General features: G+C 67.8%; 10 protein-coding genes and 1 tRNA gene. 6 read left to right on the forward strand and 5 right to left on the reverse strand.

Features of this window, described 5'->3' with window-relative positions; all coding sequences use genetic code 11:
• Nucleotides 1-18: 18 nt before the first annotated feature.
• From L2A60_RS06060 to L2A60_RS06080, 5 genes are read right to left on the reverse strand one after another with little or no spacing between them, the layout of a single operon-like run.
• Nucleotides 19-666, reverse strand: a complete 648-nt coding sequence (locus tag L2A60_RS06060) for a TetR family transcriptional regulator (RefSeq protein ID WP_235703476.1) — start codon at nt 664-666, stop codon at nt 19-21.
• 52 nt (nt 667-718) lie between these two features.
• Nucleotides 719-1273, reverse strand: coding sequence for a demethoxyubiquinone hydroxylase family protein (locus L2A60_RS06065; protein WP_235703477.1), 555 nt, complete (start codon nt 1271-1273; stop codon nt 719-721).
• The gene (locus tag L2A60_RS06070; RefSeq protein WP_235703527.1) at nt 1270-1749 is read right to left on the reverse strand and encodes a disulfide bond formation protein B; all 480 of its coding nucleotides are present in this window, start codon (nt 1747-1749) and stop codon (nt 1270-1272) included. The genes L2A60_RS06065 and L2A60_RS06070 overlap by 4 nt, the downstream gene beginning before the upstream one ends.
• Nucleotides 1750-1754: 5 nt before the next feature.
• Nucleotides 1755-2228: a thioredoxin-dependent thiol peroxidase gene (bcp, locus tag L2A60_RS06075; RefSeq protein WP_235703478.1), complete on the reverse strand. Its 474-nt coding sequence runs from the start codon at nt 2226-2228 to the stop codon at nt 1755-1757.
• Nucleotides 2225-5149 carry a bifunctional [glutamine synthetase] adenylyltransferase/[glutamine synthetase]-adenylyl-L-tyrosine phosphorylase gene (locus L2A60_RS06080; RefSeq protein WP_235703479.1) on the reverse strand — a complete coding sequence of 975 codons (2925 nt, stop codon included), beginning with the start codon at nt 5147-5149 and terminating at the stop codon, nt 2225-2227. The genes bcp and L2A60_RS06080 overlap by 4 nt, the downstream gene beginning before the upstream one ends.
• A gap of 17 nt (nt 5150-5166) precedes the next feature.
• Between L2A60_RS06080 and L2A60_RS06085 the strand changes: the two genes are divergently transcribed.
• The 6 genes from L2A60_RS06085 to nagA all read left to right on the forward strand — a co-directional run bounded on the left by L2A60_RS06085 (nt 5167) and on the right by nagA (nt 12331).
• On the forward strand, nt 5167-8226 hold the full coding sequence (locus L2A60_RS06085; RefSeq protein WP_235703480.1) for a DUF3971 domain-containing protein: 3060 nt from the start codon (nt 5167-5169) through the stop codon (nt 8224-8226).
• A gap of 118 nt (nt 8227-8344) precedes the next feature.
• Nucleotides 8345-9094 carry an electron transfer flavoprotein subunit beta/FixA family protein gene (locus L2A60_RS06090; RefSeq protein ID WP_235703481.1) on the forward strand — a complete coding sequence of 250 codons (750 nt, stop codon included), beginning with the start codon at nt 8345-8347 and terminating at the stop codon, nt 9092-9094.
• A gap of 2 nt (nt 9095-9096) precedes the next feature.
• Entirely contained in the window at nt 9097-10032 is a 936-nt protein-coding gene (locus L2A60_RS06095) for an electron transfer flavoprotein subunit alpha/FixB family protein (RefSeq protein ID WP_235703482.1), read from the forward strand.
• A gap of 1 nt (nt 10033) precedes the next feature.
• Nucleotides 10034-10909, forward strand: coding sequence for a 3-hydroxybutyryl-CoA dehydrogenase (locus L2A60_RS06100; RefSeq protein WP_235703483.1), 876 nt, complete (start codon nt 10034-10036; stop codon nt 10907-10909).
• An 80-nt stretch (nt 10910-10989) separates the two neighbouring features.
• Nucleotides 10990-11064, forward strand: a tRNA-Met gene (locus L2A60_RS06105).
• Nucleotides 11065-11119: 55 nt separating this feature from the next.
• Entirely contained in the window at nt 11120-12331 is a 1212-nt protein-coding gene (gene nagA / locus L2A60_RS06110; RefSeq protein ID WP_235703484.1) for an N-acetylglucosamine-6-phosphate deacetylase, read from the forward strand.
• The last annotated feature ends 5 nt before the right edge of the window (nt 12332-12336 follow it).

The raw sequence follows: 12336 nt of genomic DNA on the forward strand, positions 1-12336 counted from the left end.
AATGCAAGGATTTCCGCTTCAACCGGGCCGGTCGGGGTTTTCGGAATCGGGTTGGAAGGACGCGTCCGGCTCCGCGTCCGCCGCGGGCGCGGGGGTTGCGGCGCGCCCGTGCGCGCATTGTGCGGCGGCCCGATCGGCGCGCGTCAGCGCCTTGTCGAGCGCCGCCATGGTCGCCGCCAGATCCGCGCTCTCGTCACGCAGCCAGGCGCGCAGCGTCCAGGCCCACACCGCGAGCAGACCCTTTTTGCGGATTTCGCCGCGCAGGCCGCGCGCGGAAATGCCTGCACCTTCCAGCATCCAGCCCATCGCGGCGAGATTGGCGCGGGCGAGCCAGAGCGTCAGCGCGGGATCGAACGGCGCGTGGCGCAACAGCGCGATCACGCCATCGCGGTGCTGTTGCAGGAAATCGATCCGCCGCATCATGATATCGAACAGACGGTCGCGCACGACGCCCTCGGTCATCGCGCCGTCGAGCGCGTGGGCATCGGCGAGGCGGCCGAACCGCGCGAGGATCGAGACAGTGCCGGTGAAGCGGCGGCGCGCCTCGGCGAGATCGAGCCCACCATGCCGGGCGGCGGCGGCCACCGACACAAGCCGCCATCCCTGCTGTCCGGCCAGATCGAAAGCGGCCTTGACCAGATCGCGCTCGAAGGATGTCTCGCTCATGAGGCGAGATGTAGGACGGCGGCCATGGCTTGCCAACCGGATTATATCGTAATCAGATATTTTCGCTGAGCGCGATCGCCGTCTTGCAGCCGGTGCGGATCGCCGCCGAGAGCAAGCGGTAGAATGGCGCCTGCTCGGCCTCGTTGGCGAGGCCGATATCCCGGTGCTCCAGCTCCTCGGCGCGGAATTCCTCGATGGTTGCGCGCAGCACCGATTCATCCTCGCCGAGTGCTGCCGCCTGTCTTGCGTAATGTGCGTCGATCGTCTCCTCCACGGCGACGGTGCAGGCCATCGCGGCGCGCGGGCCCAGAGCCGCTGTCACAGCACCGAGGGCGAAGCCGGCGACGCGCCAGACCGGCAGAAGTGCGGTGGGCCGCACCCGCCGCTCGGCGATTAGGCGCGAGAACGTATCCAGATGATGCTGTTCCTGCTCCTGCATGTGGCGCAGGGTCTCGGCATGGCGCGAGCGGCCCAATACGGCGAGCTGGCCGGCATAGATCTGCTTCGCGCCGAATTCGCCCGCGTGATCGACCCGGATCATCCGCGCGACCGCCGCGCACGGAGCAGGGTCGCCCGGCAGGCGCGGCAAATCGGCAGGTTCGCTCATGGCAGGCTCCTTTTGCTGCGTTTCAGATAGGCAAGAATCGCCAGCGCGAAACCCAGCGCATAAACGAGATCCATGGTCGCGAACGAGACCGGAAATCCCGGAATCAGATAGGTCGGCGCGTCGCACGAGGCCGAAGGCCGCAGTGGCAGCGCGCCGAAGCCGGGCGGTGGCGCGTTGCATTCGGGCAGCGGGCTGTTCCACCAATGCTGCTCGGCGCCGACATGAACGAAGGCGATCGCCGCGTCACCGAGCATGACTAGGGCGGCGAGCGCAAGCAGCGCCCGCCCGGCGCGTGGCGGGGCGACGGCGACGAGAATCCCGAGCACGATCGCGATCCGGTAGGGCCAGCGCTCGATATAGCAGAGCGGACAGGGAACCAGATGGAGGACGAACTCGGCGTAATAGGCGATGCCGAGCGCAAGCGCGGCCGCCACGGCGGCGGCGGCTCCGGCCTGCCGGGATGAAATCGCCGTCATCGCGGTCACGATCTCGCCAGCGCCGATGCCGCGTCCATCACCGCCTTGGCGTGGCCGGGCACTTTCACCCCACGCCAGATGCGCGCGATCCGGCCGGCAGCGTCGATCAGAAAGGTCGAGCGGTCGATGCCCATGTATTTCCGGCCATACATCGATTTCTCGACCCAGGCGCCATAGGCTTCGACCACCGTGCCATCCTCATTCGAAGCGAGCGGGAACTTGAGGTCGTATTTTGCGGCGAATTTCTCGATCGCCGACATCTTGTCCTTGGAGACGCCCACCACCTCGATTCCGATATGGCCGAGTTGCGGCAGGGCTTCCTGAAAGGCGCAGGCTTCCTTGGTGCAGCCGGGCGTGTCGGCCTTCGGGTAGAAATAGAGCACGAAGGGCCTGCCCTTGAAGCCGGCGAGCGACACGCGCCGGCCGCTTGATGCCGGCATGTCGAATGACGGGGCCTTGTCGCCTTCGGTCACGCTCATGGTTGAACTCCCTGTTCGTCGCGTTGCGGGTCGCCGATATGGCGGAGAAACGCGCCGCGCACCAGTTCGGCCGCCGCCGTCATCCTGGCCGCGAGCGCCGCGAAATCGGCAGCCTCGGCGGCTTTCAGAATCGGCGCCAGCGCGCCCGGCGCCGAATCCGGGCCGGGTTCTGCGAGCCCGGTGATGCGCATCATGCCCTGGATCGTGCGGAACAGGCGGTCCGCCGCGATCAACTCAGCCGCTTCGGCCTCGGTCAGAATCTCCGCACCGGCGAAACCGGCCAGCGCATCCCGCGTGCCTGGATGAAACAAAGCGGGCGATGCGGGACCGTGGATGAGCTGCAGCGCCTCGGCGATGAAGCCAAGTTCCATCGTGCCCCCCGCGCGATGCTTGAGGTCGAAATCATCGCGCGGCGGGGCGTCGCGGGCCAGCCGGGCGCGCATCGAGGCGGTATCCCGCCGGATCGTCCCGGCGGGTATCGCGCGGCACAGCGCCGAGCGGATCGCGGCGTCGAGCACCGGCGCGAAACCGCGCGTGGCGGCCATCACCCGCGCGCGGGTGAGAGCGAGGCGCTCCCAGGTCCAGGCGTCTTCGGCATGATAGCGGCGGAACGCGGCGAGCGAGACGGCGACCGGCCCTTTATTGCCCGAAGGCCGCAGCCGCATGTCCACCTGGTAGATCGGTCCTTCCGCGCCGGCAGCCGTGATCGCGCCGACCAGCGCGTGGGCGAAGCGCAGAAAATACTGGCTTGCCGGCAGCCGCGCCGACGATGCATCCGGCGGATGATCGTAGATCAGCATAAGATCGAGATCCGACCCCGCGAGCATTTCCCCGGCACCGACCCGGCCCAGTGCGACGATGCCGAACCGCCCGCCGCGCAGCCTGCCGTAGCGCCGCGCGAAATCCGCCATCACCCTGGGCAGCAGGATACCGAGCGCGGCCTTCGCGAGTTCGGCCCTCAAGGTGCCCGCCGCGTCGACGTCGAGGCGGGATTCCAGGGTCGCGACCGACAGATGAAACTCCTCGCGTCGCACGAACCGGCGCAGCGTGGCGAGAGTTTCCTCGAGATGCCCGGCATCGCGCAGCAGGCGCCGCAGCGCGGGGGCTGGGTTGGTAAAATGCGCGACCGGCGCCAGCAGCGCGTCCAGCGCGCCGGCATGGGCGGCGAGATGCTCGGCCAGCGGCGGGGCGGCACCGAGCACGGCGGCGAGCCGCCCAAGCAGCGCCTGGTTGTGCTGAAACAGCGACAGCAGGGCAATCCCGGCGCGCTGGCGTTCGAGCAACTGGTCGAACCGGCGGAACGCGAGATCTGGGTCGGGCTGGCGGGACAATGAATCGAGCAGCGACGGCAGGATCGCATCGAGCAGATCGCGGGCCCGCGCCGCGCGCAGCGCGGGCAAGGCACCGCCGCGCCACGCCCGCAGCCGTGCGGCGAGATGCCGGACATCCCTGAACCCGAGCCCGGTCAGATGATCGCGGAAAGCCGCCGGCACCGCACCGTTTTCACCAACATTCAGCGCCGGTACCCCGCCATTGCCGTCTCCCGCGGTTCCGGCGTCGAAAAATATCGAAAAATGCCCGTGAACCGTCTCGAAGAGTTGATCAAGCCGTTCGGCGAAGCCTGTGGGTTCGGCCACGCCCATGAAGACCGCGAAGGCGGCGAACCCGGCCCCGGTCTCCGGCAGGCTATGCGTCTGCCGGTCCTCGACCATTTGCAGCCGGTGCTCGATGCGCCGCAGCGTGCGATAGGATTCGGCGAGTTCGCGCGCGACCTCGCGCGGCAAATGCAGCGCTGAAGCCAGCGCGCGCAATGCCGCCAGCGTGCCGGGAATGCGCAGCGCCGGTTCGTGCCCGGCCCAGACCAGTTCGAGCGTCTGGACGATGAATTCGATCTCGCGAATCCCGCCCCGGCCGAGCTTCACGTCGCGGCCGAGAACGGCACCGGGGGAATTGCGCCGGCGCTGATCGATCCGGCGCTTCATGTCGTGAATGTCGGCGATCGCCGCGAAATCGAGATTGCGGCGCCAGATGAACGGGCGGATTTGGTCGAGAAAAGCGGCTCCGAAACCGAGATCGCCGGCGACCGGCCGCGCCTTGGATAACGCGGCGCGTTCCCAGGTCCGGCCATGGCTTTCATAATAGGCGAGTGCGGCGCCGAGGCTGACGACCGGCGGCGTCGCGGCCGGATCGGGACGCAAGCGCAGATCGACGCGAAACACCATCCCATCGCCATCCCGCTCGGCAAGCAGTGGCACCAGATCGCGCGCCAGCCGGACCATGGCGGCTTGCGCATCGTCCCGATAAACGGGAGATGAAGGATCGAACAAGAGCACGAGGTCGATATCGCTGGAGTAGTTCAATTCGCCCGCACCGAGCTTGCCCATGCCGAGTACGGCGAAGCGGCACGCCCGCTCCGGGTCCGTGGGATCGGGAAGGCTGATCGTGCCGTTCTCGTGCAGGACGCGGAGCAGATGGCGCAGTGCCGCGGAAATGCTGACATCGGCGAGTTCGGACAGCGCCGCGGTGACTTTTTCCACACTCCAGGCACCAGCGAGATCGGCCAGCGCGATGGCGAGCGCCGCCCGGCGCTTGGCGCCGCGCAACGCGCGCGCGGTGGCGGCACGCGACGCGAGGGGATCGATGCCGCGAAGCTCCGCCACGATTCGCGCGAATGTCGGTTCGGGACCATCCCGCTGGACCGCGATCACGATATCCGGCTCGCGCAGCGCCAGCCCGGCGAGATAGGGCGCATTGCCGCCGAGGCACGCGAGCGCCGCCCGCCCGGCTCGGCTCTTGGCAAAGCGCGCCTCGGCCCGGCCAAGTTCGGCATAGGATTCGAGCAGCCGTGCGGCAGCCTCGCGGTCGGCCGGGCCGGGAAAATCCGCTTCGAAACCGTCCCGCGAAACGATGGATCTGTTCATGCCGAGGCGATCCTTCGATGAGGCGCCGGTTCCGTCAAGCGGGGCAGGTCGCCAGCCATGCGGGCCATCACGGCGCGCGGTTCGTCGGCACCATCGCCCTGGTGCTTCTGCTGCTGTTCGGCGCGGCGTCCTGGCGGCTCGCGCGCGGGCCGGTCGATCTGCCGCCGCTCGCGTCGCGGATCGCGGCGGCGGTGGCGCGAGCACTGCCGGGCTCGACGGTTACGGTGGGGCGCGCCGCTCTGGCCTGGGAGGGATTTCATCGCGGCGGCGCGCCGCTCGATCTTCGCCTGTCGGACATCGTGGTAAGCGGACCAAACCGGGCCGCCGCGTTGAAGATTTCCTATCTGCGCGTCACGCTGGCGCCGCTCGCCCTGCTGCGCGGACGGATCGCGCCGATTCGCATCATCGCCCATCGCACCGCGATCACGCTGCGGCCGGATCGGGCGGGGGCAACGCCGTCACAGTTGCGCAACGATCTGCTCGCGACGATCGCGATGAAACCGGGCACGCACGGCATCGATTTCACCGATCTCCGCGCCGTTCGGGTCAGCGGCGCGCTTCTCGCCCTGGACGACGACACGCTGCATCTCGAACTCGCGGCGCGGGATAGCCGGTTCGACCTGTCCCGCGCCGCCGACGGCACGATCACCGGCGCGGGACACGCGGTTCTGCGCCATGGCGGGGCGATCGCGCCGCTCACGGTCGAACTTCGCGCGGCGCAGGGGGTGGGACGGATTCGCGCAATGCTCGGTCCGGGCGATCCCGCCTCGCTCGCGCCACGGAACGCGGCGCTCGTGCGGTTCGACCTGCCCGTCACCCTGACCGCGCGCTGGCCGCTCGGCGCGGCGCGAGCCGGGCTCGAGGTTTCCGTCGATACCGGCGACGGCACGGTGGCGCTCGGGCAGAGCAAAATTCCGGTCGCCCATGCGGAACTCGCCGCGACGGTCGATGACCATGACCTTGAACTCACGCGCGGCCAAATCGCCCTCGCGCCGCGCGCGGGCTCGGCGCCGGTCATCGGCTTCGATGGCAGGCTCGGCCTCGCCCCGCCATTTTCCGGGGTGCTGCACGCGACGGTGGACCGGGTTTCCGCCGCCGCCCTGCCCGCCTACTGGCCGCAGGCGCTGGCAAGGCACGCAAGGCACTACGTTCTCGGGCATATTCCCGCCGGAACAGCGTCGGACGGCAAATTCACCGCGCATCTGAGTCTCGGCAAGGCGCCCTATCTCACGGGATTTTCGGGAGGCTTCGCCGCCTCGGGAGTTTCGCTCGACTGGTTCAAGGGTGCCGCGCCGATGACCGCGCTTGCCGGCACCCTGACCTTCCCCGACGAGGATACGCTGGTCATCGCCGCGACATCCGGCGCGCTCGGCGGGTTGGCGCTGCGCGGCGGGATGCGGATCACCGGGCTGAACCTGCACGACCAGATCGCCCACATCGCGGCAAGCCTCGGCGGCCCGATCACCGCGGCCCTGCCCTTGCTCGACGCGCCGCCGCTGCGCCTTGCCTCCCACGGCGTCGCGCTGGCGGGAGCGACCGGGCAGGTTGCCGGCACGATCAACGCGACCTTGCCGCTCGACAAGCATTTGCCGCTGGCGAAGGTCGATCTCGACGCGGCCGCGCAACTCACCGCGCTGCATCTGCCTTTGCCGGTGCACGATCTCGCGCTCGATGGCGGGACGATCGCGCTGACCGCGAGCCTGCACGATCTGGCATTGCGCGGCATCGGGCGCCTCGCCGGGCAAACTGCCAAGTTCACCGCCTCGATGAAGCTGCCGGGCGGCGATTTCGACCTGAAAGCCTCCACACGGGCGGGGCGCGCGCTGCTCGATTCGTTCGGCGCCGCGCCGGATTTCTGGCGTTACGGCACCGCACCGCTCACCATCGCTTACGACAACGATGGCGGTCATGGCACGCTCGATCTGAACGCCGATCTTACCCCGGTCGATCTGGCGCTGCCGATCTTCGGCTGGACCAAGGCGGCGGGCCAGCCGGGCCATGCCGCCATCCGTCTCGGCCTTGCGCAGGGCAGCCCCATCGATCTCACCACGCTCGATATCACAGCACCCGGCCTCGCCCTGAAGGGCCGGCGGCAGGGCGCTGCGATGACGATTGGCGAGGCACGGATCGGCGACACCAGAGCGACCGGCAAGCTGACCCCGCCCGACGGCTCCGGCCATCCCTGGACCATCGCGCTGGCGGGGCGGCTGCTCGATCTCTCCGCCCTGTTGCGCCGCGCGCGCGCCAGCGCGACCGCGCCGTCGAAAGCACAGGCCGAAACGGCCGGCGCCATCGGCCCCTCCTGGCGGCTGCAAGCGGCGTTCGATGCGCTGCGCCTGTATCCCGCCCCGGCGCCGCCGCTCGGGCCGGTGCATATCGCCGCCAGCAGCAAGGCCGGAACCCTCGACACCCTGGCCGCGACTGCGCTGGTCGGCGGCGCGCATCATGCCAATCTGACGGTCGGCCGTGAAGGCGCCGCGATGCGTGTGGCGTTGACTAGCGGCGATGCCGGCACGTTGCTCGCCGCTCTGGGCGCCACCACCGAAATCGCCCATGGCAGGCTCGACCTCACCGCTTCGAGTACCGGCGGCGCGACCAAGGGTCGCGCCGTGCTGACCGATTTCCGCCTGCGCCACGCGCCGGTGATGGCGAAAGTGCTGCAGGGCCTGTCGCTCTACGGCGTGCCGGCGGCAACCTCCGGGCCGGGTCTCGCGATCACCCGACTGACCGCGCCGTTCAGCATCGCCGGGCCGATCGTCACCCTACACAACGGCCGCGCCTTTTCCGCGTCCCTCGGCTTCACCGCCGCCGGGTCGGTCGATCTCGCCCGCAAACGATATGATCTGGCCGGAACCATCGTGCCCGCCTATGCGCTCAACACATTGCCGGGGCGAATTCCGGTCATCGGCAAATTGTTCAGCCCGGAGAAAGGCAGCGGCCTGTTCGCCGCACGCTATACGATCGACGGGCCGTTCGATGCACCGCGTATCATGGTCGATCCGCTCGCCGCCCTCGCACCCGGCCTGCTGCGCGACATTTTCGGCTTCGGACCGCCGGACAAAATGCCGGGCAAATAAATCCACGCCGTGTATGCCGTTAACGTCATAATATATCCGTATAGGTTGACTTGCGGCGACGCCGCCGATAGATCATCCACCGATCACCCGCCACGAAACGCAACCGCATGGTGAACCGATGAAGCTGCTCGTCCCCGTCAAACGCGTCGTCGATTTCAACGTCAAAGTCAGGGTCAAATCCGACGGCACCGGCGTCGAGACGGCCGGCGTGAAAATGTCGATGAACCCGTTCGATGAAATCGCCGTCGAGGAAGCCGTGCGTCTGAAGGAAAAGGGCCTCGCGACCGAGATCGTCGCGGTGTCGATGGGGGTCGCTTCGTGCCAGGAGACCATCCGCACCGCGCTGGCAATGGGGGCGGATCGCGGCATCCTGGTCGAGACCGATGTGGAGCTGCAGCCGCTCGCGGTGGCCAAGTTGCTGAAGGCATTGGTCGAGAAGGAACAGCCGCGCCTTGTCATCATGGGCAAGCAGGCGATCGACGACGACATGAACGCGACCGGCCAGATGCTCGCCGCCCTCCTCGGCTGGCCGCAGGGCACATTTGCCAGCAAGGTGGTCATCGAAGGCGACACCGCAACGGTGACCCGCGAGATCGATGGCGGGCTCGAGACCGTGGCGCTGACCCTGCCGGCGGTGGTGACGACCGATCTTCGTCTGAACGAGCCGCGCTACGCCTCGCTGCCGAACATCATGAAGGCGCGCAAGAAGCCCATCGAGACGATCAGGCCGGCCGATCTCGGGGTCGATCCGGCGCCGCGCCTGACCCTGGTGAGCGTCGCCGAACCGCCGAAGCGCAAGGCCGGCATCAAGGTCAAATCGGTTCAGGAACTCGTCGAGAAACTCCGCAACGAAGCGAAGGTGATCTGATCATGACACTGGTTCTGGTTCTGCTCGATCACGACGGCAAGAGCGTCAAACAGCCGGCGCGCAGCGCCATCGCCGCCGCCGCGAAGCTTGGCGAGGTCGTTGCGCTCGTCGCCGGCGAAGGCGTCGGCGAGGCCGCCAAGGCCGCCGCCGCCATCAAAGGTGTCGCGAAAGTGCTGGTCGCCGATCATGCCGCCTTCGCTCACGCGCTGGCCGAGCCACTCGCCGCTCTGATCGTCAAGCTCGCCGACGGCTATTCGCATATCCTCTCGGCCTCGACGGCGACCGGCAAGAACGTGATGCCGCGCGTGGCCGCCCTACTCGATGCGCAGCCGATCAGCGACATCGCCGCCGTGATCGACGCCGATACCTTCATCCGCCCGATCTATGCCGGCAACGCGATGGCGACGGTGAAGTCATCTGACACGAAAAAGGTGATTACCGTGCGCGCCGCGAGTTTCGATCCCGCGCCGGAAGAGGGCGGCTTGGCGGCGATCGAGGCGATATCGGTGCCGATCGAGAACGCGACGTCGAAATTCGTCGGCGCGGAACTCTCGAAGAGCGAACGCCCCGAACTCACGGCAGCGAAAATCGTGATTTCCGGCGGGCGTGGGATGCAGAACGGCGAGAATTTCGGCAAGCTGCTCGAACCGATCGCCGACCGGCTGCACGCCGCCGTGGGTGCCTCGCGCGCCGCCGTCGATGCCGGGTTCGTGCCGAATGATTATCAGGTCGGCCAGACCGGCAAGATCGTCGCTCCCGATCTCTATGTGGCGGTCGGCATTTCCGGCGCGATCCAGCATCTCGCGGGGATGAAGGATTCCAAAGTCATCGTCGCGATCAACAAGGACGAGGAGGCGCCGATCTTCCAGGTCGCCGATTACGGCCTGGTCGGCGATCTGTTCCAGATATTGCCGGAGCTGCAAAAGGAACTCGGCTGACATGGCGATCCAGCTTATCGGCGTGCTCGGCGCCGGCGCGATGGGCAACGGCATCGCCCATGTCGCGGCGACGTCCGGGCTCGATGTCGTCCTGGTCGATACCGCTCAGCCGGTGCTCGACAAAAGCCTTGCCACCATGGCGAAGAACCTGGAACGGCAGGTGCAGAAAGGCACGATCGACGGAGCCGCGCGGGACGTCGCCCTGGCACGGGTTAAAGCATCGACCGCGCATGACGCGCTGGGGGCGTGCGACGCCGTGATCGAGGCGGTACCCGAGCGCGAGGAGATCAAGCGGAAGGTTTACGCGCAGATCATCCCGCATCTCAAACCCGATGCCATCCTTGCCTCCAACACCTCGTCGATCTCGATCACCCGGCTGGGGGCGGCGAGCGGCATCGCGGATCGGTTCGTCGGGATGCATTTCTTCAACCCGGTGCCGATGATGAAGCTGGTCGAGGTGATCAGGGGCCTCGCAACCTCGGATTCGACGGTCGCCGCCGTCGAGGCGCTGGCGAAGCGAATGGGCAAAACCACCGTCGCCGCCGCGGATTTTCCGGGCTTCATCGTCAACCGCATCCTGGTGCCGATGATCAACGAGGCGGTGTTCGCGCTGCATGAGGGGATCGGCGACGTGATCTCGATCGACAACGGCATGAAGCTGGGCGCGGCGCACCTGATGGGGCCGCTGACGCTCGCCGATCTGGTCGGGCTGGATGTGGCGCTGGACGTGATGCGCGTGCTGCATCAGGGCTTGGGCGAGGACAAGTACCGCCCCTGCCCGCTTCTGGTGAACTATGTCGAGGCCGGCTGGCTCGGGCGCAAAACCGGGCGCGGCTTCTATGATTATTCGACCAATCCACCGACGCCGACGCGGTAAAATTGCTCACCAAAACAAAGAGTAACGCGGAAAGATTGACTTTGATGGACGCGGAAGCTACTTCCGCGTCCATCCGGTCTGGCGGCGTAGCTCAGCGGTAGAGCAGGGGAATCATAATCCCTTGGTCGGTGGTTCAAATCCGCCCGCCGCTACCAAGCCTCGCTGCCCTGCCGGCCGAACCCGACATCGCCGCGCAGCGACCGGAACGCCATGACCGACATCGACCGCCCCGAAAATCCCGTCGTGATCGCCGGCGCACGGATTTTTGACGGCGAGACCTGGCACGACGGCAAGGCTCTGGCGATCGGCGCCGATCGGCGGATTACCGGCATCGCCGATCCGCGCGAGCTTCCCGATGGCACAAGCCTGCTGACAGTCGATGGCGGGATGCTGATTCCAGGGTTCGTCGATCTGCAGGTCAATGGCGGCGGCGGCATTCTGCTGAACGACCGCCCCGATGCGGCCGGCATCGCGACCATCTGCGCGGCGCATTGCCCGTTCGGCACCACCGCCCTGCTCGCCACCCTGATCACCGATACCGTGGAAATCACAACCCGCGCCCTCGACGCCGGCCGCGATGCCGCTCAGCGCCAAATCCCCGGCTTTCTCGGGCTGCATCTTGAAGGTCCGCATCTCGCGCCCGCGCGCCACGGTGCCCATGATCCCGCGCTGATCCGGCCGATGACGGATGCGGATCTGCGGCGCCTGACCGAGGCCTCGAAAACCATGCCGGTGCTGCTGACGACCATCGCTCCGGAGGCGGTCAGCGGCGCGCGGATTGCGCATCTCGCCGAGGCCGGCGTCGTTGTCAGCCTCGGCCACTCCAACGCCTCCTGCGAGCAGGCGCGCGCTGCCGCCGACGCGGGTGCGACAATGGTGACCCATCTGTTCAACGCGATGAGCCCGCTCGCCCACCGGGAGCCGGGGATGGTCGGCGCCGCCCTTGATCATGGCGGGCTCCATGCCGGCCTGATCGCGGATGGCATTCATGTTGACGCCACCGCGGTCGCGATCGCGCTCCGGGCCAAGCGCGGTCCGGGCAGGGTATTCCTGGTCACCGACGCGATGGCGACGACCGGGACAACGCTCGACGCCTTCACCCTGAACGGGCGAGTCGTCTATCGCCGCAATGGGCGCCTGACGCTTGCCGACGGCACGCTGGCCGGCGCCGACACCACCATGATCGCCTCGGTGCGGTTCATGCACCATGCGATCGGATTGCCGCTCGGCGAGGCCTTGCGTATGGCGTCGCTCTATCCGGCGCAGGCAGTAGGAAAATCCGCCACGATCGGCCATCTGCGGCCCGGCGCCCGCGCCGATCTCGTCCATCTGTCGGATACGCTCGATATCCGCGCGGTCTGGATCGGGGGAAGTCGCGTTTTCACTGCCGTCCCATCCGCCCAGGACGCTTCTTTTTCATAACTTCC

Source organism: Acidiphilium iwatense, assembly GCF_021556475.1.
In the GTDB taxonomy this organism is placed as follows: domain Bacteria; phylum Pseudomonadota; class Alphaproteobacteria; order Acetobacterales; family Acetobacteraceae; genus Acidiphilium; species Acidiphilium iwatense.

What these genes read in the sequence shown, in the direction of transcription:
- L2A60_RS06060 (WP_235703476.1), bottom strand. Translation starts at nt 666, where the DNA reads ATGAGCGAGACATCCTTCGAGCGCGATCTGGTCAAGGCCGCTTTCGAT.
- L2A60_RS06065 (WP_235703477.1), bottom strand. Translation starts at nt 1,273, where the DNA reads ATGAGCGAACCTGCCGATTTGCCGCGCCTGCCGGGCGACCCTGCTCCG.
- L2A60_RS06070 (WP_235703527.1), bottom strand. Translation starts at nt 1,749, where the DNA reads ATGACGGCGATTTCATCCCGGCAGGCCGGAGCCGCCGCCGCCGTGGCG.
- bcp (WP_235703478.1), bottom strand. Translation starts at nt 2,228, where the DNA reads ATGAGCGTGACCGAAGGCGACAAGGCCCCGTCATTCGACATGCCGGCA.
- L2A60_RS06080 (WP_235703479.1), bottom strand. Translation starts at nt 5,149, where the DNA reads ATGAACAGATCCATCGTTTCGCGGGACGGTTTCGAAGCGGATTTTCCC.
- L2A60_RS06085 (WP_235703480.1), top strand. Translation starts at nt 5,167, where the DNA reads ATGAGGCGCCGGTTCCGTCAAGCGGGGCAGGTCGCCAGCCATGCGGGC.
- L2A60_RS06090 (WP_235703481.1), top strand. Translation starts at nt 8,345, where the DNA reads ATGAAGCTGCTCGTCCCCGTCAAACGCGTCGTCGATTTCAACGTCAAA.
- L2A60_RS06095 (WP_235703482.1), top strand. Translation starts at nt 9,097, where the DNA reads ATGACACTGGTTCTGGTTCTGCTCGATCACGACGGCAAGAGCGTCAAA.
- L2A60_RS06100 (WP_235703483.1), top strand. Translation starts at nt 10,034, where the DNA reads ATGGCGATCCAGCTTATCGGCGTGCTCGGCGCCGGCGCGATGGGCAAC.
- nagA (WP_235703484.1), top strand. Translation starts at nt 11,120, where the DNA reads ATGACCGACATCGACCGCCCCGAAAATCCCGTCGTGATCGCCGGCGCA.